The sequence below is a fragment of the Streptomyces sp. TLI_053 genome (genome assembly GCF_900105395.1).
Classification (GTDB): domain Bacteria; phylum Actinomycetota; class Actinomycetes; order Streptomycetales; family Streptomycetaceae; genus Kitasatospora.
This window is the reverse complement of the sequence record NZ_LT629775.1, coordinates 9,681,650-9,703,566: the sequence shown is the minus strand read 5'-3', so window position 1 is coordinate 9,703,566 and position 21,917 is coordinate 9,681,650. Positions and strand designations below refer to the sequence as shown.

Annotated in this window: 16 protein-coding genes and 1 pseudogene; 14 read left to right on the top strand and 3 right to left on the bottom strand. The window is 71.6% G+C overall.

Going from position 1 to position 21,917, the window contains the following annotated elements; translation table 11 throughout:
• Positions 1-772: 772 nt before the first annotated feature.
• From BLU95_RS40310 to BLU95_RS40255, 11 genes and pseudogenes are all read left to right on the top strand, one after another.
• Positions 773-1,621, top strand: a pseudogene (locus BLU95_RS40310) (phospholipase D-like domain-containing protein); the annotation flags it as partial.
• Between the two features lie 839 nt (positions 1,622-2,460).
• Positions 2,461-3,525, top strand: coding sequence for a terpene synthase family protein (locus BLU95_RS40305; RefSeq protein WP_093864407.1), 1,065 nt, complete (start codon positions 2,461-2,463; stop codon positions 3,523-3,525).
• Positions 3,506-4,852 carry a cytochrome P450 gene (locus BLU95_RS40300; RefSeq protein WP_093864406.1) on the top strand — a complete coding sequence of 449 codons (1,347 nt, stop codon included), beginning with the start codon at positions 3,506-3,508 and terminating at the stop codon, positions 4,850-4,852. Before BLU95_RS40305 ends, BLU95_RS40300 begins: the two co-directional genes overlap by 20 nt.
• Positions 4,853-4,891: 39 nt before the next feature.
• Positions 4,892-5,548, top strand: a complete 657-nt coding sequence (locus BLU95_RS40295) for a transmembrane-type terpene cyclase (protein WP_093864405.1) — start codon at positions 4,892-4,894, stop codon at positions 5,546-5,548.
• A gap of 242 nt (positions 5,549-5,790) precedes the next feature.
• Positions 5,791-6,765 (top strand): mevalonate kinase, encoded by a 975-nt coding sequence (gene mvk / locus BLU95_RS40290; RefSeq protein WP_231978139.1) that lies wholly within the window; start codon positions 5,791-5,793, stop codon positions 6,763-6,765.
• Positions 6,762-7,823 carry a diphosphomevalonate decarboxylase gene (mvaD, locus tag BLU95_RS40285; protein ID WP_093864404.1) on the top strand — a complete coding sequence of 354 codons (1,062 nt, stop codon included), beginning with the start codon at positions 6,762-6,764 and terminating at the stop codon, positions 7,821-7,823. Before mvk ends, mvaD begins: the two co-directional genes overlap by 4 nt.
• Positions 7,820-8,968 (top strand): phosphomevalonate kinase, encoded by a 1,149-nt coding sequence (locus BLU95_RS40280; RefSeq protein ID WP_093864403.1) that lies wholly within the window; start codon positions 7,820-7,822, stop codon positions 8,966-8,968. The genes mvaD and BLU95_RS40280 overlap by 4 nt, the downstream gene beginning before the upstream one ends.
• Positions 8,969-9,144: 176 nt before the next feature.
• A complete protein-coding gene (locus tag BLU95_RS40275; protein ID WP_159425253.1) occupies positions 9,145-10,212 on the top strand; it encodes a hydroxymethylglutaryl-coenzyme A reductase family protein in 1,068 nt (355 codons plus the stop codon).
• 223 nt (positions 10,213-10,435) lie between these two features.
• Entirely contained in the window at positions 10,436-11,527 is a 1,092-nt protein-coding gene (locus BLU95_RS40270) for a polyprenyl synthetase family protein (protein ID WP_093864402.1), read from the top strand.
• A gap of 543 nt (positions 11,528-12,070) precedes the next feature.
• Complete coding sequence (locus BLU95_RS40265) at positions 12,071-12,766, top strand: hypothetical protein (RefSeq protein ID WP_093864401.1); 696 nt, start codon at positions 12,071-12,073, stop codon at positions 12,764-12,766.
• Between the two features lie 741 nt (positions 12,767-13,507).
• A complete protein-coding gene (locus tag BLU95_RS40255) occupies positions 13,508-14,995 on the top strand; it encodes a hypothetical protein (RefSeq protein WP_159425252.1) in 1,488 nt (495 codons plus the stop codon).
• Between the two features lie 882 nt (positions 14,996-15,877).
• On the opposite strand, the gene BLU95_RS40245 is transcribed toward BLU95_RS40255, so the two are convergent.
• The 3 genes from BLU95_RS40245 to BLU95_RS40235 form a co-directional block, all read right to left on the bottom strand.
• Complete coding sequence (locus BLU95_RS40245; protein ID WP_093864397.1) at positions 15,878-16,330, bottom strand: peptidoglycan-binding domain-containing protein; 453 nt, start codon at positions 16,328-16,330, stop codon at positions 15,878-15,880.
• Positions 16,331-17,026: 696 nt separating this feature from the next.
• Entirely contained in the window at positions 17,027-17,527 is a 501-nt protein-coding gene (locus tag BLU95_RS40240; RefSeq protein WP_093864396.1) for a hypothetical protein, read from the bottom strand.
• A gap of 484 nt (positions 17,528-18,011) precedes the next feature.
• On the bottom strand, positions 18,012-18,833 hold the full coding sequence (locus BLU95_RS40235) for an SDR family oxidoreductase (protein ID WP_093865473.1): 822 nt from the start codon (positions 18,831-18,833) through the stop codon (positions 18,012-18,014).
• Between the two features lie 98 nt (positions 18,834-18,931).
• Between BLU95_RS40235 and BLU95_RS40230 the strand changes: the two genes are divergently transcribed.
• The 3 genes from BLU95_RS40230 (at position 18,932) to BLU95_RS40220 (ending at position 21,908) form a co-directional block, all read left to right on the top strand.
• On the top strand, positions 18,932-19,873 hold the full coding sequence (locus tag BLU95_RS40230) for an AraC family transcriptional regulator (protein WP_093864395.1): 942 nt from the start codon (positions 18,932-18,934) through the stop codon (positions 19,871-19,873).
• A 149-nt stretch (positions 19,874-20,022) separates the two neighbouring features.
• Positions 20,023-21,270, top strand: coding sequence for a sensor histidine kinase (locus BLU95_RS40225; protein ID WP_093864394.1), 1,248 nt, complete (start codon positions 20,023-20,025; stop codon positions 21,268-21,270).
• A complete protein-coding gene (locus tag BLU95_RS40220; protein ID WP_093864393.1) occupies positions 21,258-21,908 on the top strand; it encodes a response regulator in 651 nt (216 codons plus the stop codon). The genes BLU95_RS40225 and BLU95_RS40220 overlap by 13 nt, the downstream gene beginning before the upstream one ends.
• Positions 21,909-21,917: the final 9 nt, after the last annotated feature.

Genomic DNA, 21,917 nt, shown 5'->3' with positions numbered 1-21,917 from the left:
TCAGCTGCGAATCCCGGCACCGGACCCCACCCTCCGCGCGCACGACACAGCGACCTCCACCGTTGGCGGGAAGCCGTGTTCGACCCGCCCAAGAGGGCAATCGGCGGAAATCGCCGGAACGTCAGCCAGAAGTACCGAAACACCTCCAAGGGAACTCTTGCACGGTCACCACAACCCCCGTGCCCGCCGCCGCCCTTGCAGCGCACCGGCACCAGAGCCACATCGTCAGGGCCATGACAGTCGATCACTAAACCAGTTTAGTGTCAAGTGATTTCAACATTCCTCGACCGATCACCCAGCAGACCCTGTGCCTAGGTTTGCGACCTTCGTGCACGATGATCAACTGCTGGCGTGCGCTGCGATCTGCACCTTCGCCCCCCGATCGCAACAACGAGTCACTAAACAGGTTTAGTGAAGATATTGGGAAGTTCGCACACCGTACACACCCGGCGATGGGCAACGGCCCGGGCTGCGGTGCGAGCTGTCGGTGCGGTACCGGAACGATCCGTCCGCGCCCTCTTCGGGCACGAGCGCGCACCGGCCCACATCCACCGCAGTCGACCAGGTGTGCCGGCGGCCCCGCGTTGCACGAAGTCCTCCGCCCCCAGGACTACCACTGCCGGGCAGCACGGCTGCGAGGAAGGACGAGCACGGGGTGGCGCTCGGCGCCGCCCGGGCCTCCTTGGCCGACCAACTCCCGCTGCCCCCAACACCGGTGGAGGCAACCGGGAGGACATGCGGCGAGCCATTGAATGGACCGTGTCGTACACCCGTCCGGATCGCCTGGTTCCGGCGCCCGGTCCGCCTCCCGCCGTTCAAGCAGAACCACCGCTGCCACCGCAAGGTGACGGTGGTGGACGGCCGGACCGCGTTCACCGGCGGAGTCGGCATCGCCCAGGAGTGGTGCGGCGACGCCCGCCACCCGGGAGAGTGGCGCGACACCCACGTCCGGGTGGTCGGCCCCGCGGTCGACGGCATCGCCGCCGCCTTCGCGCAGAACCGGGCCGAGTGCGCCCCCGGAACGCTCTACGACGGGGCCGACCGGTTCGAGGAGCACGAGCAGCCCGGCGGCGCGGTGGTCCAGGTCGTCCGGGGCTCGGCCGCCGTCGGGTGGCAGGACCTGCAGACCCTGATGCGGGTGGTGATCTCCTCCGCCGAGCACCGGCTCCGCGTGGCCACCGCGTACTTCGCCCCCGACGACTACTTCGTCGACCTGCTCTGCCAGGCGGCACGGCGCGGCGTCACCGTCGAGCTTCTCGTACCGGGGCGCCACACCGACAAGCGGGTCTGCCAGCTGGCGGGCGAGCGCCACTTCGGGCGGATGACGGCCTGCGGGGTGACGGTCTGGCAGTACGAGCCGACGATGATGCACGCCAAGGTCCTCACACTGGACAGCACGATGTCCGTGATCGGTTCGGCGAACTTCAACCGCCGCTCGCTCGACCACGACGAGGAGGTGGTGCTGGCCGTCGTCGACGAGGAATTCACCGCCCGGCTCGACCAGGACTTCGACCGGGACCTGACACGCAGCCAGGCCCTCACACCGTCCCGCCGGCACCGCCGCAGCCCGGCCCGGCGCGCGATGGAGGCGGCAACCGCCCCGATCCGGCACTTCCTCTGAGCTCGCCGTTCAACTGCTTGCAGCGGTTCACCGGTTCGGTGTGCCCTTCTGGTGCCGGGCGGGCCGGGCGTACGCCTCGCCACTGGCGGGGCGTACACCCACCTCGTAGCGGGCCGCGGGCCGTTGGTTCCTCGAGCCGGGTGGGCGGCCCGGCCCGAGGCGGGTGGATTTCGTACCGCCATGGGCGCCCGCCCGCTCCGCGTACCACCGGGGGCCACGCTCACGAACGGGCACGCGAACGTGGTGCGGTGACCGGCGCACGACCGCCAAGGCGCGCGCCCCGGAGTGCACTGCCGGGCGGACAGGCCGAAGCACACGCCGTGCCCTCGCTCCGCGCAACGACGCTCACGCCAGCGCGCTCCGGTGACGGGGGACTCCCTCTGTGGGACAGTTCCCCCGGGTCCGCACGACCGGCGCCGCCCTCCTCGGGCCGGCGGTGACCGGCCGGGCCCGGGTACCTCGCACCACCGCCCGACGAACGCCCCGAACCTCCTCCTGTGCCCGACCGCCGCGCGCGGTCGGCCGCACCGGTCCGGGCTCCTCGGCGCACGGCAACCGGACTGCGGCCTCCTGGGCCGGCACGCCCGGGCCGCGCCGACGCGGTCACCGCGCACGGCCAGGACCACACACCCCTGTTCCTCGTCCCGGGACGAGGAACAGCGGCATCGAGCCACCGGCCGTGCCCCGGCACGGCCCCGCACCGGACGCCGACCGCTGCAGCAGGCTCACGTCATCGTCCCGGCCCCACGCGGAGCCACCCCGGCCTCCGCCCCTCACGACCCGCCGCGCCGCCGTCCCGCACGGACCTGCCGCGCCCCCGCACAGCCGTTGGAACCGTTATGACGCACCAGGATCCGCACCCCGCCGACGACGACGCCGAATCCCTTCGGCCCGCCACTTCCACCGTCCTCTACGGCCTTCCCTTTCGCAGCCGCACGAGCCCGCTCGCAGCGACGGCCGCGCAGGCCAACGGCCGCTGGGCGTCCGCCGTCGGCCTGGTCCGCGCCGACCGGGCGTCGTGGCTGGCCGACTGCGCGCCGCACCTGGCCGCCGCCCGCATGTACCCGGACGCCCAGAGCCCCCGGCTCGCGCTGGTCACCGCCTACCTCACCTGGCTCTTCGTCCTCGACGACCGGCTCGACCACGACCCGGCCGACAGCACCGCGGGCTCGCGCACCCTCGCCGAGCTGGCCACGGTCCTCGGCTGCCCGCCGTCGACCGCACCGCCCGAACCGCTCCTCCGCGCCCTGGCCGACATCCGCCGACGCACCCGCGAACTCGTTCCGCGAACCCTGTCGCAGCGGCTCGACACACACCTGCGCCAGACCGTGGACGCCTTCGCCACCGAAGCGGAGCACCGCCGCGACGGCCGGCCGCCGTCCGAGAACCAGTACATCGACCTGCGCCGACGGACCAGCTGCGCATGGATCTTCGCCGACCTCGCCGAACTCGCGCACGACACCGAGACGCTGCCCCTGCTCCACACCAGCGCCGAGTACCACGCCCAGGTCGCGTGCGCGGCGGACATCGCGGGCTGGGACAACGACCTCGTCTCCCTCGCCCGGGAGACGGCCAGCGACGAGAGCGACAACCTCGTCACGGTCCTCGCCCGCAGGCGCGGCTGGACCCCCGAACGCGCGGGCGAGGAGGTCGCCCGGCGGATCGGGCAGCGGGTGCGCGAGTACCCGGCCGCGGAGCGGCGCACCCTCGCACACATCGCGGCTTCCGGCCTGCGCGGCCCCGAACGCACCCGCCACGAGGACGTGATCGTCTCCTTCCGCGACGTGCTCGCCGGTGTCCTGGCCTGGAACCACGGCGACACCCTGCGCTTCGCCGACCCCCCGACCGCCGCGCCCCGTCCCCACCGCACGGGAGGAACACCCGATGCCGAACCACGGCTCTGACCACCCGCGCCCTCCCGGCCGCCTGCCGCTGCTGGGCGACGCGCTCTCGCTGCGGCGCGACCCCCTCGGATTCCTGGAGTCCCTGCGCGGACTGGCGGATCTCGCCGAGCTGCGTATCGGCCCCCAACGGGTGTACCTGCCCACCACGGCCGCACTCACCAGCGCCGTCCTGACGGAACAGGCACGCCACTTCCACAAGGGCGCCCAGTTCGAGAAGCTGCGCCCCGTCATCGGCGACGGCCTGGCCTCGGCGGAGGGCCGCGCCCACCGGCGCCAGCGCGCCCTGGTCCAGCCCGCCTTCCACCGCTCCCGCTTCCCCGCCTACCTCCAGGTCGCCGCCCGCACGACCGCCGAGCGCACGGACACCTGGCAGGACCGCCGGACCCTGGAGATGGACCGCCAGATGTACCGCCTCGCCGCCGCGATCGGCACCCGGATCCTCTACCACAGCCACCTCGACGACGGATCGGAGGCCGTCATCGACGACGCCGGGCTGACCGTCGTGCGAGGCATCGGGAAACGGGTCACCGCGCCGTTCGGCCTGGCGGAACGGCTGCCGACCCCCGCCAACCGGCGCTACCGCACGGCGGTGGTGAGCCTGCACGAGGTCGTCTCGCACATCGTCAAGGCCCGCCGCGACGACGGGCACGACCACCAGGACCTGCTGTCCGTGCTCCTGTACTCCCAGGACCGCGCGAGCGGGGACCGGCTGACCGACCGGCAGGTCCACGACGAGGTGATCACCATGCTCGGCGGCGCCACCGAGTCCACCGCGGTCAGCCTCTCCTGGACCCTGTACGAACTCGCCCGACACCCCGACGTCGAACGCCGCGTCGTCGAGGAACTGGACACCGCCCTCGGAACACGCGACATCACGGTCGACGATCTCGACGCCCTTCCCGTCCTGCGCCGGGTCGTCGACGAGACGCTGCGCCTGGAGGGACCGGCCTGGATGCTCACCCGCCGGGTCGCCGAGGCCGTCGACGTCGGCGGCCGCACCCTGCCCGCAGGCACCGCCCTCTGGTACTCCCCCTACCTGCTCCACCACGACCCGGGCGCCTTCCCCGACCCGCACCGGTTCGACCCCGACCGCTGGCTGACCGCGCGCCGGGGAACGGACGCCGCCGGCCTGTTCATCCCCTTCGGCGCCGGCATCCGCGCCTGCATCGGGGAGAGCCTCGCCCGCGCAGAACTCCTCGTCGTGCTGGCGACCCTCCTGCAACGGTGGCGCTTTCGCCTCGTTCCCGGCGCGCGGGTGCACAAGGTCGCCGGCTTCGTCCTGAGCCCCAGCAGCCTGCCGATGACCGTGACCCGCCGTCACCGCTGAAACCGGCCACACACTCGCCACCCCCGGAAGGGCACACCCGTGTTCCACGTCTTCTTCGTCACCGGCGGCGCGGCCTGGGTCATCACCTACGCGCTGATGATCCGTCTCGGCTTCCGCCAGAAGACCTACTGCATGCCGCTCGTGGCGCTCTGCGCCAACATCTCCTGGGAGTTCGCCTACTCCTTCGTCACCCCGTACCCGGGAGCCCTGCGCCTCGCGATCATCGCGTGGTTCACGCTCGACGTCGTGCTGCTGTACCAGCTGCTGCGCTTCGGCCCGGCCGAGTTCCCCCACCTCCCGCGACCGGTCTTCCACGCCATGGTCCTTCTCACCCTGGCCATCGCCTTCCCCACCGTCCTGACCGTCAACTCCTTCTTCCACGACCCGTGGGGCGTCTACTCGGCCTACGCGATGGAGATCCTGATGAATGGGCTCTTCCTCGCCATGCTCATCGCCCGCCCCTCCGCGCGCGGGCAGACCGTCCCGATCACCGTCCTCAGGGTCCTGGGCACCGCCTCGATCACCCTCGCCTTCACCCGCTGGACCCCCGACTTCCCCAACGCGCACACCCACCTGCTGACCTGGCTCTACATCGGCACCACCGTGCTCGACCTGGTCTGCCTCGGCGCAGTGGCCTACGTGACCACGCGAGCCACCCAACGGCTCACCACCTCCGCCGCCGGGTCGACCGCCTGAATCGCGGACCGGCCGCAACCGGGCCCACAACGCATCGGCAGGGTCGTGTACCGGCCCGGCGTCCAGCCCTTCGCACCGTGGGCGGACGACTTGGCACCGGCCGTCCGGGAAGCCGATCGAGCCGTGCCCGGCCGCGGCCGCCGGAACCGCGGCCGACAGTCCGGCATCAGCCCTGTTCCGAGTGAACGTCAGACCGTGAAGGAGTTGTCCTGTTGTCCTCACACCCGACGGACCGTGGACCGGTGACCGGCAAACCGGTCTCCGCCCGGGACGGCCGCGCCTGGGCCAAGGTGATCCTGGCAGGTGAGCACGCGGTCGTTCACGGAGCTCCGGCGCTCGTCCTTCCGTTCCCGCAACTGTCCGTCACAGCCACAGCGCAGCACGCCGGCTCCTCGCGCACGCGCCGCGACACCTTCTCGTTCACCATGGAAGGCTCCCGGCGACAGGCACCGGGGGCCGCCGAGGGCGGCAACGATGCCATGTGCGCGCTGGCCTCGGCCTTTCGCGCCGCCGTGGGAGTAGCGGAAGAACACAGGGTCGTGGTGGAGATCGACTGCACCGTCCCGCCCGGACGCGGTCTGGGATCGAGCGCGGCGTGCGCGCAGGCGGCCCTGGGCGCGATGGCTCAGCTCTTCCGGGTCGAACTGACCAGTCGGCTGGCATTCGGCCTGGTCCAGGTCGCCGAGCAGGTGACCCACGGTCGCGCCAGCGGTGTCGACGCCATGGCTGTCGCGACGAGCACCCCGCTGCTGTTCCGAGCGGGAACGGCCCGTGAACTGGTGCCCCGCTGCGAGGGGTTGCTCATCGTGGCGGACAGCGGCACCACCGGCCACACCCGGGAAGCCGTGGAGCTGCTGGCGCGCGGCTTCGCGAGCCGCTCCGGATCACGTGAGGCGTTCGTCCGGGAGGCCACCGACCTGACCGAGGCAGCCGAGCGGGCGTTCACCGGGGGACGGATCCAAGACCTGGGTACGAACATGAACAGCTACCACGTACTACTGAGAAATGCCGGCCTCAGTACCGACGCCATCGACGCAATGGTTCGGGCCGCAGTCGCCGCCGGGAGTCCCGGTGCGAAGATCACCGGCGGCGGCATGGGCGGCTGCGTGATCGCGCTCGCCCACGCCGGACAGGCGCAGGAGGTCGCCCGCGCGCTGGCATCGGCCGGCGCGGTGCGCACTTGGACTGCACCTCTGGGAACGGTGGAGCTGCCATGAGCGCCGAGGACCCGCCCCCTGCCGCCCACCGGACGACCGAAGACCGGTCGGACGCGGGCGAGGATGCAGCCGCGCTCGCGTACCCGAACATCGCACTGGTCAAGTACTGGGGAAAACGTGACGAGCGACTGGTCCTGCCGTGGACCAGCAGCCTGTCCATGACTCTGGACACCTTCCCGACCACCACCCGGGTTCGACTCACCCCCCGCCACCGGCAGGACACCGTGACCCTCAACGGCAAACCCCTCGACGGCGAACCGCTTCGACGGGTCGTCGCGTTCCTCGACCTGGTCAGGGAGACGTCCGGCCGACCGGCGCGGGCCGTAGTAGAAAGCCACAACACCGTTCCGACCGGAGCCGGACTGGCGTCCTCGGCAAGCGGCTTCGCCGCACTGGCCACCGCCGCCTGCGCCGCCTACGGCCTCCACCTCGACGCGCGGGCCCTGTCCCGGCTGGCCCGACGCGGCTCCGGCTCGGCCGCACGCTCGGTCTTCGGTGCCTTCGCCGTCTGGCACGCCGCACGAACCGGACACCAGGACCCGGATCTCGACTCCTTCGCCGAACCGGTACCGGTGCGCCTGGACGTGCTCGATCCCGCACTGGTCATCGCCGTGGTCGACCCACGCCCCAAACCGGTGTCCAGCCGGGAGGCCATGCAGCACACCGTGAACACCTCACCGCTGTTCCGGGCCTGGATGGCATCCAGCCGCGCCGACCTGGTGGAAATGCGGGCGGCACTGCACGGCTGCGACCTCGACGCGGTGGGCGAGATAGCCGAGCGCAACGCACTCGGAATGCACGCCGTGATGCTCGCGGCGCGTCCGGCCGTCCGCTACCTGTCACCGGCCTCGTTGACCGTCCTGGACGCGGTACTGGAACTGCGCCGTGACGGGGTGTCGGCATGGGCGACGATGGACGCCGGACCGAACGTCAAGGTCCTGTGCCACCGGGCCGAGGCCGGTCGAGTGGCGGGCGTGGTGCGCGCGGCCGTGACGGCCGACTCGGTGCATGTGGCCGGCCCCGGGCCGGGAGCTCGGCTGCTGGGGGATTCGTCATGAGCGCGCTTCCGACGCCGGTGACACGTCGCGCGCCGGGAAAGCTGTTCGTCGCCGGAGAGTACGCGGTCACGGAGGCCGGCACCCCGGCGCTGCTGATGGCGGTGGACCGCCACGTCACCGTCACCGTGGCGGGGCCGAGCGGCGCCCAGGTCACGATCTCCTCGGATCTGACCGCCGGTCCGGCGCGCCTGCGCTGGGACGCCGGACGACTCGTCCTCGCAGACTCCGGAAGGCCGGTCGGGCCGAGCCTCGCCCATGTGGTGGCCACCGTCGAGACCGTCGCGAGGCTCCTGAACGAACAGGGCTTCGTCCTCCCGGAGATCACCGTCTCCGTCAGCAGCCGACTGCACAACGACGGGGTGAAGCTGGGCCTGGGCTCCAGCGGCGCCGTCGGTGTGGCGACCGTTGACGCCGTGACAGCGTACTGCGGGCTCGCCCCGTCGGCCGAGCAGCGCTACCGCTTGGCCCTTCTGGCCGCGGCGGCGATCGGTGCGGCCGGGTCCGGAGGCGACCTCGCCGCCGCGACGTGGGGTGGCTGGATCGAGTACCGGGCACCCGACCGGTCGGCCGTGCTGGCCCTGGCCCGCCGACGGGGCGTGACCGCAGCATTGGAGGAGGCGTGGCCGGGCTTCGCCGTAACCCGGCTTCCGGCACCGGCGGACCTGGTACTGGAGACCGGATGGACCGGGGCCCCGGCCTCCACCACCCTGATGCTCTCCGACCTGCACCGCAGCGCATGGCGTGGCACACCGTCCCACCGACGATTCGTGGCCGCTACCACGGAGTGCGTGCGGTCCTGTGTCAGTGCACTCACGCGCGGGGACGGCCACGCCCTGCTGGAGCCGATCCGGCGTGCCCGCGCGGAGCTGGCCAGGCTGGACAACGAGACGGGGATCGGCATCTTCACCCCCTCGCTGACAGCGCTGTGCGACATCGCGCAGGAACTCGGCGGCGCAGCCAAGCCCTCCGGTGCCGGGGGCGGCGACTGCGGCATAGCCCTCCTGGACGACCCGAACCTCGTCCAGGAGCTGCGGCATCGTTGGGCCGCGGCCGGAGTTCAGCCGGTCCATCTGCACGCCGCCTCGGAAAGGGGCAGCCGAGATCGGCTCCCCGGCCCGTCTACTCCCCCCTCCGACGCTCCATGAGCGCCGGCCCTCCCATCAGCCGCACACGGCAGCACCGAAGTCCCCTCACACCGTCCACCTCTCCTGCCCGCGCCCTCCGTCCGGACAACCGGCAGACCGACGCACACATGTCAGCGACGACAACCCTGCCGCCTCGTAACCGGCCCAGTCGGCCGGCTCACCCACTGGAGCGACTCATGACCCACGCCCCCGCCACAGCCGGCGTCCCGATGCGCTGGGTCGGCCCGGTACGCATCTCGGGCAACACGGCCACTACCGAGACGCACGTCCCGCTGGCCACCTACGAGTCCCCGCTGTGGCCCTCCGTGGGCCGCGGTGCGAAGGTCTCGATGCTCTGCGAACAGGGCATCGTCGCCACCCTGGTCGACGAGCGGATGACCCGCTCCGTCCTGCTGGAGGCGACCGACGCACAGACCGCGCTCACCGCCGCCCGCAGCATCGACGAACACCTCGAAGACCTGAGAACAGTGGTTCACGGCTGCAGCCGGTTCGCCGAACTCGTCGGCGTCCGCCACGAGATCAACGCCAACCTGCTGTTCGTCCGCTTCGAGTTCACCACCGGCGACGCGGCGGGCCACAACATGGCGACCCTCGCCGGCGATGCTCTCCTGTTGCATCTGCTGCGGACCGTCCCCGGCATCGCCTACGGGTCGATCTCCGGCAACTACTGCACCGACAAGAAGGCCACCGCGATCAACGGCATCCTGGGCCGCGGCAAGAACGTGGTGACCGAGCTGCTGGTGCCGCGCGAGGTCGTCACCGGCGTGCTCCGCACCACCGCGGCGAAGATCGTCCGCCTGAACATCCGCAAGAACATGCTCGGCACCCTGCTCGCCGGCGGCATCCGCTCGGCGAACGCCCACTTCGCGAACATGCTGCTCGGCTTCTACCTGGCCACCGGCCAGGACGCGGCCAACATCGTCGAGGGCTCGCAGGGCACCGTCATGGCCGAGGACCGCGACGGCGACCTGTACTTCGCCTGCACCCTGCCGAACCTCATCGTCGGCACGGTCGGCAACGGCAAGAGCCTGGACTTCGTGGAGACCAACCTCAGCAGACTCGGCTGCCGGGCCGACCGCGAGCCCGGGGAGAACGCCCGCCGGCTCGCCGTGATCGCGGCCGCGACCGTGCTCTGCGGCGAACTGTCGCTGCTCGCCGCACAGACCAACCCGGGCGAACTGATGCGCGCCCACCTCCACCTCGAACGCGGCAGACCCGCGCGAGAAGCGGACGCGGCAACCTGAGCGCTCTCCTCCCCTCGCTGCGAGGCACTGCCCCTACCCCCGGATTCCCCCGGATCCGCCTCGGGACCGTCGCACCCACAGAAGCCGAGGCACCGGTCGCGAACGGCGCCGGCATCGCTCTTCACCGGGGGACGCCCCCTGCCCCCGTAACGACCACACAGCCGTCATACAGCGCACAAACCACCAAGGCTGCGCCACGCACACCGATCGGAAGCCTCCGGCCATGACCAGCACCCCCGACGACCTCTCAGCGGCCCTGGACCTGCCCACAGTCCGAGCGGCCGTCGAACAGTGCCTCCACGAATTCCTCACCGCCAAGGAACGGACAGCGGCGCAGCACGGCCTCCCTCCGACGGCCGCCCGAAGCCTGCGTTCCTTCCTCGACGCCGGCGGCAAGCGGCTGCGTCCGCTGCTGTGCGCCATCGGATGGTACGCCGCCGGCTCCCGCGGCCCCCTGCCCGAAGCCGTCGTCCGCACCGCGAGCGCGCTGGAGGTCTTCCACGCCTTCGCGCTCATCCACGACGACGTCATGGACCGCTCCGAGACCCGCCGCGGCCGCCCGACCGTCCACCGCGCGTTCGCCCTGCGGTACGCCGACCGGACGCCCGACGCCGCAGCGGAGCACCTCGGCACCGGCGCGGCCATCCTCGTCGGCGACCTCGCCCTGTGCTGGTCCGACGAACTCCTCCACTCCGCCGACATCCCCGCCGACCGCCTCGAGGCGGTCCGGCACCTGAGCGAGCTCATGCGCGAGGAGGCGATGTACGGCCAGTACCTCGACCTCCTGGCCCCCACCACCCCGGCCCACGACATCCGCACCCCGCTCACCGTCATCCGCTACAAGACCGCCAAGTACACCTGCGAACGCCCCCTGCACATCGGCGCGGCCCTGGCCGGCGCTGGCCCGACGGTCCTCCGGGCCTGCACCGCCTTCGCCCTCCCCCTGGGAGAGGCGTTCCAGCTGCGCGACGACCTCCTCGGCGTCTTCGGCGAACCCGACCGGACCGGCAAGTCCCGCCTGGACGACCTGCGTGAAGGCAAACGCACCGTCCTCCTGGCGCTCACCCACCAACGCGCGAATCCCGCACAGTTGGAGACCCTGCGCGAGTTCGTGGGCCGTCCTGCTCTCACCGACCACGACGCCGATCGCGTCCGGGCCGTCATCGTCGACACAGGAGCACGGGACGAAGCCGAACGCATGATCCGCCACCGCCACGACCGGGCCCAACGCACCCTGGACCGGGCGCCGTTCCCGCCCTCCGCCGTCCAGGCCCTGCGCCACATCGCCCACCGGGCCACCCATCGGGACCTGTGACCGCCCCGGGGCGGAGGGTTCCTCCTTCCGAGGCGGCGATCCCGCAGGAGCCCGAGGCACCGAGAAGACCGTCGAGCAGCCGACGGCACGCACCGCGCCACGGGCGCGGGCCCGGCCGGGCGGCACCGGGCGCGCGTGGGGACGGCGCCGGCGGCGTTCTCCGCCACGATGCCGTCACCGTGGCCGGCGGGGCACCTGCCGCGGTGCGTTCCCCTGCCGGTGCCTGGTGCGGACGGTGCCGTCGGGCGGCGTGAACGTCCAGGTCCGGCAGGAGCGCGGAACGTCCCCGGTCCGCACCTCGCGTCCCCGGTACCCGTCCGGTCCGGTGCCGCCGCTCCGGCCCCGGGCGGAAGCAGTCACGCGGATGGGCCTTGCGGGTGACCTGGCGCGTGGGTGTCCGGCCTGTCGCGTCAGGAGGGTGGGCGGTGTCCGGTACTCCCTGTAGCGGGGCCGTCGGGGCCCGGACGAATCCCTTGCAGCCGGGCCGGCCCGAAGATCGTGACAGGGCTGACGGCTTCGCGCCCTCCGTCGAAAGGATCTCCCGTGCCGCGCAGCCTTGTCCCCCTGAGCCGCCTCCGCTTCGCCACCGTCCTCCCGCTGCTGTCGGCCGTCGCCGCGACGAGCGTCGTGGCGGCGACGCCGGCGCAGGCTGCGACAGTCACCTGCCGGGTCAACGGGGTCGAGGTCGCGGGGTCGCGCATCGACGGCACAGAGGGCGACGACGAGATCGTCTGTCGCGCGGTCCCGTCCGGTGTCGTCGTGAACGGCCGCGGCGGAAACGACACCATCACCGTCAACGCGACGCCGTTCTTCGTGACGGCGAACGTGGTCGGAAACCGGGGCGAGGTCAACGGCGGGACCGGCGACGACACCATCACGGTGCAAGGGGGCGTGGGCTCTCCCCTCGGCACGTCGGGCCGGGCCGGCAATACCGGGGAGATCTACGGCGGCGGAGGGGACGACAGGGTGACGGTGCGCGGGGGAGACGGCGCGCTGGGGAATCCGCATGACGGTTCGATCTTCGGGTGCGGCAACGGCGGCCGGGGCGGCGACGGCAACGACGGGCGCATCAGCGCCGGCGGTGAGATCAGTGTCTTCGGCGGCCAGGGCGGAGAGGGGGGGTCGCCGGGCGGCAGCGTCAGTGACTGCGACGGGGGCAAGGGCGGGGACGGCAAGGTCAACACCACCCCGAAGGGGAACTACGAAGCGCCCGGCGGCACCCCCGGAACGGCGACCTGACACCCGTTTCGGCACCCGTCCCGGCGGCGGTACCGGCGGCGGTCGGAGCACGCAGCAGCCACGCCCCGTCGAACGGGCAGGCCCGCTCGACGGGGCCGGTACCGCAACGACCGGTCCACGAGGTGCCGGCCGCGCGGCCGGACAGGCCGTACGGTCTGCACCGGCGCGGCGGATCCGACGCCCGGGCCCGCCTGTGAACCCCGCGGGCGTGGTCTGCGGTTCGCCGCAGCCGCCGTCAGCGCCTGCGGGTACTGGCGGCGTACTGGCGGGCGTTGCGCGCGGCGCACTCCATCGGCACGGTCCAGCCGGCATCGTCCTCGTCCGCCACGGAGGTCTCGGACCCACTCTCGGAGGCATCGACCTGGCCGCCGACCCCCTGTCCTGACAGGCTGCCGCGTCCTCCCCCGGGGCCGCGGCGCCCGGACCCGGCAGCCTGCGGGCAAGGGCTGCAGGCCATGCCGACGACGGTCGTCACCCTTCGTTACCGCCGAATACAAGGCAGAACCGACGACCGCAAGGCCCTCGCCCGGCCACTCTCAGGAATCTTGCAAAAGTCGCACACTTTCATTTCATTGCTATTGGATGCCGACAGTTTGGATGCTGCGGCCGCTGCACCGCCTTAGTCTCGTATCTGTTCCCACGGAATCCGCGATCAACCCGACAGATACGCTCTCGAAAGATTACGGGAGGTCTGTGCGGCAGTCATCCGTGATCCAATCCTCGCGAAACGGTGGCCCCACCATGCCTGACACCATCAGCATTGGCGACCCGACCAGTCCCACCCTTTACCACGGATACAAGCCGAATAACCTCCCCTCGCTCCTGGATGCAATCCGTCGAAAGTCCAGTGAAAATACCGATTGGAATGGCTTCTATCTCGCCGAAACTCCTTACCACGCCGCCGAGTACAGCCACGGAGAGATTCAAGGGGAACTAAGGACTCGCGCGGGAGGCGTCGTGAAGGTGAGCTTCGAAAAGAGTGTGAAGATTGCGATCGTCGACATTTCCCAGGGCCGCACCGAGCACCTTGAAGAGTTCCGGAATCGTCGAATAAGGGATATAAAAAACTATTTCAAGATACCCTCGGGCGAGAATCTGATGGACGCCCTGGCAGAGGACCGGACCATACTGAAGATTCTCGACGACGGAACCGGAAGGCCTGAGTACATCGTCCCGTGGAAGATTGCCGAAAAGCAATGCCGCGCCGAACCGCACAAGTCGTTCGAGCAGTACCGGAATTCCGCGGACGAAGCCTATGCCTACAGCGCAGAAGACGCACGCCTTACCGGCTGCGTCCCAGGCGGTCGCGCCAAGAGGTCTGCGGGAAGCTGCATCCCTGCCGCATCATGGGAAGCCATCGAACACAGGTCCAAGGAGATGGCTTCGGCGGTGGCGCGAGACACCGAGTACACGAAAAGCCTGCCGAACCGGCACCCCAAAGGCCCGACCTGGAGCGAGGCCCACACCACCTCGACGTCCACCCATGCCCGGGTCAGCGCGAAAAGCGGTGCGCACGTGGCTGTCGGCGCCTTCGCCGTCGGCTCCTGGATCTACGGCATGTCGGAGACCTTCGCCAACAAAAACGTCACAACCCTCGACAAGGCCGCCGCGACCGTCGCCATTGTTCCGGGGATCGGCCATGCTTTGGGGATCGCCGCCGCGCTCGAACACCACGACATCGAAGGCGTGGTCGTCAATGCCATCTCCATCGCCGCCCTGGCAGCCGCCCAGGTCGTGCCCGTCGTCGGCGAGATCGTCGATGCCGCCCTACTCGCCGAACAACTCGTCGAAGTCCTTGTGCACGTCTTCCGCGCGTCCACGACCGAGCCACCGGCCGCGCACCTGGAAACGGGAGTCCTGCCCGTTCTGCCGGCACCGCGGGCTTGGATCGACGCGACCGCCTGGCGTGGGAAGATGGAAATCCGCTGGAAAACCGACCGGAGCGACAAGGATCTGCCTCCCGGAGAGTACGTCCCGGCCGGTACCCGAGTGATCGTCCGAGAGCGCGGGGACGCGGAATACGAATTTCCGATGGCCGAAGGAGTTTCCCCGGACTGGGAAGCCGTTCGAACGATCGGAAACTCCCGAACATTCGATGTTTTCTATCGTTTCAAACTGGACGGCGGCCCCTACCGTTTCCTGGAATCGGAGAAGCTGGCGGTCGTCCGGGCAACGGGCAAGTTCAGCATGATCGACACTACGGCCTGGTACGAGGACTGGACTCCGTAGCCGCCTTCCCCAAGGACCCGTCGGCTCGTCGGCGGGCCCCACATCGGAGCTGTCGCGTTGGCGCCCCCTCAGGCGATCACACACCCGCCAACGTGACAGCTCCTCTTGCCCTTGTCCATCACGGTCGCGAGGGCCTCGCGGGACGGGCAGGTGCAGACGCAGTGCTTGTTGGTGCCTCGGAGGGGGACCGGTCGGGAGCAGCCGGTCGGCCGGTCGGGAGCAGCGGGTCGGGGGGTTACGGATCGGTGCGGTGCGGGAGAGGCTGGGTGTCTCCTCGCGATCATCGGCGAGGGCCGCACGGGGCATCGGCCCCTTGCGTCCGTTCTGCCTGGAAGCGGCTCCAGGCCGCGTCGAAGAAGTCGAGCGAGCAGGCGGTTCTCGGAGCGGTGGGCGGATGTGTCGTCGGCTCGATCGGAGCCCGCGCGGGCTGCGGCCCGGGCGCGGCGACCGGAGCCGTCGGCGGGGCGGTCAAGGGTGGACTCTAAGGATTGATCAAGGGCAAGTGACTCCACGGAACGGAAACATCATGAAAGACGAGCAGCACCGGCCCGCGCCGCCGCGCCTCGGGCTCGAGGGGAGTCTGTGGGCCCTCGTCACGTGCGCGCTCCTCGCCGCCTGGGGCATTCACCGCCTTCTCGTCCTCGTCCTCCCCGGGGAAGGGCTCGCGGGTCTCGCGGTGGGTCTGCTCGCAGCACTCCTGGGGGGTCTGACGATCGGCGGCCCCGCCCGCCTGCTGCGGGCGCGCCGACGAGGTGACCGGTAACGAGGGCACCGGTGTTGTTGCCGCCCGGGACCCGGGAGGCAACAACACCTCCTCCGTCGGCACGCCGTGACCGCGCCCGGCGACGGCCCCGCCACACGCCGGCGGGCCGTTCGCCGGGTTCAGTCCTTGGGTGAGGCGAAGCGCTTGAACGCCGCACGGGTGTCCGGTCCTGCGACGCCGTCGATCGGACCGTGGTAGCTCTCCTCCGCCGTCAGCCGGCGCTGCAGGGCCTTGACGGTCCCGGTACCGACGATCCCGTCGATCGCACCGAGGTAACCCCATTTGGCCTGGAGGAAGCGCTGGAGCGCCTTCCAGCTCTCGGTGTCCAACTGACCGTCGGCCGCGCCCGGGTAACCCCAGTACAGCGCCAGCCAGTCCTGGAGGTAGGCGGCTTCGGAAGCGTTCAGGCCGAGGTTCTCGACGGTTGTGAGCCGTACGCCGGCCTGGGCGCCCGCCGCCTCCCGGGCGACGGACGCGGGCGTCGCGGAGGCCGTACCCGCCGTTCCGCCGACAGCGATGGCGGCGGCGACGGTGAGGACGGCGAGGGACCTCGTCATCGAGCTGGACCGCATGTGCTCCCCCCTCAGGATCATGGACAGCCTACGGGCCATCGAAGGTCCGATCGCCCACGTACCAGTGTCGCCCGCGCCCGCCCCGGCGAACAGCAGCGAATCGGGCTCCTGCCCGCCGGATCGCGCCACCTCGACACGGGCCGCAACCCACCCGCCGTGACTCCGACGAGCGAGCCGGGGTCCGGCCGGCCACGGGGTCACGACCGCCGGTCGACAACGACAGGACTCCCCCACTCCGCCGGGCACCGCCGTGGCGCTTGCGGCGCCACCGCGCGATACCCAGACGGCCCGCAACCGGAGCCGCCGGACCGTCTGTGCAACGAGGCGGGCGTACTCGGGATGGGAAGGGCCCGGTGTCGCACGCAGCAGACCGAGAGGGTGTGCCGTGGTGTGCTCTTGATCGTTCTTCTGGGGCAGCCCGGAGCTGCGCAGGCGCTCGGGCGCGCAGCCTGCGGGGGCGCGAGAACCGTCAGGACACCTCCGGAAGCACGCCCGTGCCACCGGGCGGTTCTCGGCTGCGACTCGCCTGTCCGGCAGGTGTGGACCCCGGCCCCGCGGTCGCTGTCGGGGCTGTCGGGGCGGCGTACGGGACAGCAGGAAGCGTCGGCCCGGGCGGCGCCCGTGGATCCTGTCGCCCAGCCGTGCGGGTGACGCGCGGCCGAAGGGTTCCAGCCGCGCGTCACCCGGGGCGAGGGTCTAGAAAGGCAATCCCCCGTGTCCGATGACGGACTTCAGAACGCCCGGGGATCCCACTCCGTAGGCGCCGACGAGCACGTATCCGAGTGCGGCCTCGTCGGGGGTGCAGGCAACGTCCGGCGACCAGGAGGCCCCGATCCCGCCCGTGGCGGTCCGCTCGAAGACGGCCAGCTCGACCCCGTTCCGGGTGAAGCGGGTGAGATGTTTCGCGACGGGGTCGAACCCGTAGGAGACACCGCGGAATTCAACACCTACCCGGTAGGACCGGCGGGTGGCGAACCCCGTCCCCGGAGACACCCGCCCCGATTCGCCGCCCACTGTCAGAACTGTCCGGCTGCCGTCACGGGTCCCGATCGGCGAAACATCGCCGGCCACGGATCCTTCCCGACGCGTTACGGTCGCGTGCGGCAGAGAGGGCGACCTGACCTCGACCACTCCGCGCTCGCGGTCGGCGGAGATCTCCACCTGCCCGTGGTGCGGGTCAGCGACCACCAGGTTCATCACCCGGCTCCTTTCCTTGCGCCCATTTCCCCGCGTTCGCGCACCGCACGAGCGGACCCGTCGTTGTCCGGCCGGAGAGCGCATTGTTCCGTCAACGCACAATTGGCTGCGCGTTCTTCTGTTCCCACCCGAAATCACGGAGGAAGCGGTTCGGCTTCCGCTCCCCGGAGGCGACGACCGAATGTTCCGCACAATGTAGGAGACCGCGGCCCGCCGGGGCAAAAACGGGAGACACTCCGAAGGCGCCGATCATTTCCTTGACAAATCGGGTTTCGATCGGACCCGGGAGCGACTCGCGGATTCGGGCGTCCCGCGCTCCTGTTCCGGCCCTGCGGCGCCTGAACATCCACCAGCGTGTCGGCCTGTGTCTCCGTTGGCTGGTCCACGACCGCCGCACACCCGGTGCGCCCCGGCGTACCGGCTGGCTGGCCGGTACGTAGCCGCAGCCCCGGCCGTGCGGGGACGGCCGGAGCTGCGGACGGGCTCAGTCCCAGATGCCTGCGGCCGCCGCCGCGGCAGCGAAGGACTCGAAGGAGCGGGCCGGGCGGCCGAGGGCCTGTTCGACACCGTCGGAGACGTCGGCGGCGTGGCCGTCGCGGATGTTGACCAGCAGGCCGGTGAGCACGCCGGCGACGACCTCGGGCGTGCCGTGGGCGACCAGCTGGGCGATGAAGTCCTCGGGGGCGATGTCGAGGTGGCGGACCTCGCGTCCGGTGGCGGCGGTGATCACGTCGGCCGCCTCGCCGAGGCTGAGCGAGCGGGGACCGGTCAGCCGGTAGGTCCGGCCGCTGTGGCCGTCCTCGGTGAGGGCGGCCACGGCGACGTCGGCGATGTCCTCGGCGTCGACGAAGGGGACCCGGCCGTCCCCGGTGGGCAGGGTGAGAGTGCCGGAGCGCACGCCCTCCCGCCAGAAGGACTCGCTGAAGTTCTGGGCGAACCACTCGGGCTGCAGGACGGTCCAGTCGACGCCGCTCCCGCGCACGGCCGCTTCGGCGGCCCTGAGCGGGTGGCTGTCGTCGGCGTGGTCGACGCCGTGGGCGGAGAGCAGTACCAGGCGCTTCACGCCCGCGGCGACCGCTGCTTCGACCAGACGCGGGGTGCGGGACTGCCCGGCGGGCTCCAGGAGATAGGCGGCGGTGACGCCGTCGAGCGCGGGCGCCCAGGTCGTGGGGTCGTCCAGGTCGAGGCGGACGTCGGCGCCGGTACGGGCGGCGGTCCGCACCGCCAGGCCCTGGGCGGCGAGGCGGCGGGCGATGCGGCGGCCGGTGGTACCGGTGCCGCCGAGAATCAGGATGTTCTTCGTCATGCCCTCCAGACAACCGTGCCGGATCCGGATGATCCATGGGTGATCGTCGACGATCCCTTTGTCGTCGTCCAGCTCCGGCATCGTCTAGCCTGGGGCGCATGGACGTCCTGAGCGATCTGCTGCACCGGGCCCGCGCGAGCAGCGCACTGGTGCGGCAGATGATCCAGCGCCCGCCCTGGGCGATGACCTTCGCCGACGCCCCCACCCTCACCGTCCTCGCCGCACTCGACGGTGCGGCCTGGGTGCGCCTCGACGACGACCCCCGGGCCGCCCCGGTGCGGCTGGCCGCCGGCGACATCGCGCTGATCAGCGGCACCCCCCGCTGCACCGTCGCCGACGCCCCGGACACCCCGCCCCAGGTGATCATCCGCAGCGGCACCACGCCCGCCTTCGAACCCCTCGGACCGTGCCGGCGCAGCCTGGCCCCCCGCACCTACGGCGACGGGCTGCCCGGCGCCACCGTCCTGCTCCGCGGCGCCTACGACCTGCGCGGCGACGTCGGCGAGCGCCTGCTCGCCGCGCTCCCGCCCCTGGCCGTCGTCCCGGCCGGCCCCCGTACCAGAGGCGCCCTGGACCTGCTCGCCACCGAGACCGCACAGGAGGAACCCGGCCAGGACGCCGTCCTCAGCCGCCTCCTCGACCTCGTCCTGGTGCTCGCCCTGCGCGCCTGGTGCGCCCGACCGAACGCCACCGAACTCCCCTCCTGGCACGCGGCGTTGACGACGCCGGCGGTCGGCGACGCACTGCGCCTGCTGCACGAGGACCCGGCCCGCCGCTGGACCGTCGCCGAACTCGCCGGCCAGGTCGGCCAGTCCCGGGCCACCTTCGCCGCCCACTTCACCACCGCCGTCGGCGAACCCCCGCTCACCTACCTCACCACCTGGCGGATGACCCTGGCCGCCGATCTGCTGCGCGACACCGACGACACCGTCGCCGCCGTCGCCCGCGCGGTCGGCTACGCGGACGCCTTCGCGTTCAGCGTCGCCTTCAAACGCGCCCGCGGACACACCCCCTCCGACTGGCGGCGACAGGCCGCCTGAACCCGGGAGCGTACTCGCTGACCTGACGACCTGTGACGCCGCGCGCCCGCCGGCAGGCCGCGATCAAGATCTAGGTGGCACTGGGTTCACCATGAAATCGGGTACAGGATTCATGGCACCTTCCTCCTGCGGTGCCCTAGCGTCGTGCCATGACGATTCCAGCTGGACTGAGACGCACGGTGCTCCGGGCGCGGCGGGACACCGGCTTTCTTGCCGCTGGTGTGCTGCCGCACCTGGCGCTGGTGCCTGTGTGGGCGTGGGCGGCGGCGACCACCGCCAGGACGGGGAACTGGCTCTTCACGGTTCCCGTGTCGGCCGCCCTGGTCCTGCTCGGCAGCCCGGTGCTGACGGATGTTCAGCGGGCCCGCTACCGGCTGCTCGTCGGCGTGGACGTCCCCCGGCTCACCTCCACCGTGCCGGAACGATGGACGTGGGCCTCCGCCGCCCGGTGGCTCGCGGCGGCGCGGCCTTGGCGCAGGATCGGCTACCACCTCGTGCTGGGCCCGCTGCTCGCGCTGCTGGAGTTGCTGGTGCTCGCGGTGGCGGTGGCGGCTCTGGCCGGTGTCGCCGCCTTCGCCTGGTCGTGGGCGCTGTCGGCCGGGATCCGTCAGGGCTGGTTGGGCTACCTGGCCGTGCTGCTGGCCGCCACGGCGAGCGGACTCCTCCTCCTGTTCGCCCTGCCCCGGGCCGCGCGGGTTGTGGCCCGGGCGGAGGCGCGGCTGGTGTCGGGCCTGCTCGGGCCCAGCCGGGCGCAGCGGCTCCAGGAGCGGGTCGACCAGCTGGCCGTGAGCCGGTCCGACCTGATCGAGGCCGTCGACGCGGAGCGTCGTCGGATCGAGCGCGACCTGCACGACGGCACCCAGCAGCGGTTGGTGTCGCTCGCGGTCAACCTGGGTCTCGCCATGGCCACCCGCCCGGACCTGCCGGGCGATGCCCGCGAGGTGATCGCGAAAGCGCACCTGGAGGCGAAGGAGGCGATCGCCGAACTCGACGACCTGGTGCGGGGGCTGCACCCGGCCGTGCTCGAGGACCGGGGTCTGGACGCAGCGTTGTCCGGGCTGGCCGCCCGCACTCCCCTGCCGGTGCGGCTGCGGGTCGATCTGGAGGGGCGGGTGGCGCCCGGCGTGGAGTCGGTCGCGTACTTCGTGATCTCGGAGGCGCTGACCAATGCGACCAAGCACGCCGACGCGGTGCGTGCGGAGGTCGTGGTCCGCAGGGTCGGCGAGGTGCTGCGCGTGCGCGTCACCGACGACGGTCTGGGCGGCGCCGACGCCGCCGCCGGCACGGGGCTGACCGGGCTGGCCAAGCGGGTCGGCTCCCTGGACGGGACCTTCCGGGTCAGCAGCCCCGTCGGGGGGCCCACCACCGTCACCGCGGAGCTGCCGTGCGCGCGGTGATCGCCGAGGACTCGGTACTGTTGCGGGTCGGCCTGATCAAGGTGCTGGAGATGGGCGGGTTCCAGGTCGTGGCCGAAGTGGGCGACGCGGAGGGACTGTTGGCGGCGGTGGCGGAGCACCGGCCCGAACTCGCCCTGATCGACGTCCGGATGCCCCCCGGCTTCACCGACGAGGGGGTCCGGGCGGCGCTGGAGATCCGCCGGCGCTGGCCGGGCACGGCGGTGGTGCTGCTGTCGCAGTACGTGGAGGAGCGGTACGCGGCCGACCTGCTGTCCGCGAACACCAGCGGTGTTGGCTACCTGCTCAAGCAGCGGGTCGCCGATGTCACCGACTTCGTGGCGGCGGTCCGGCGAGTGGCGGACGGGGGCACGGCCCTGGACCCGCAGGTCGTCGCCCAGTTGCTGCTGCGGCGCGACAGCGATCCGCTCGCCCGGCTGACCCCCCGCGAACGGGAGGTGCTCGGCCTGATGGCCGAGGGGCGCTCCAATGCCGGTATCGCGCAGGCGCTGGTGATCGGTGAGAGCGCGGTGGCGAAGCACATCAACAACATCCTGGCCAAGCTGGACCTGCCCGTGGTCGAGGTGGACCACCGCCGCGTCCTCGCCGTGCTGCGGTTCCTCGCGGCGTCCCCGGCCTGACCGTCCGGT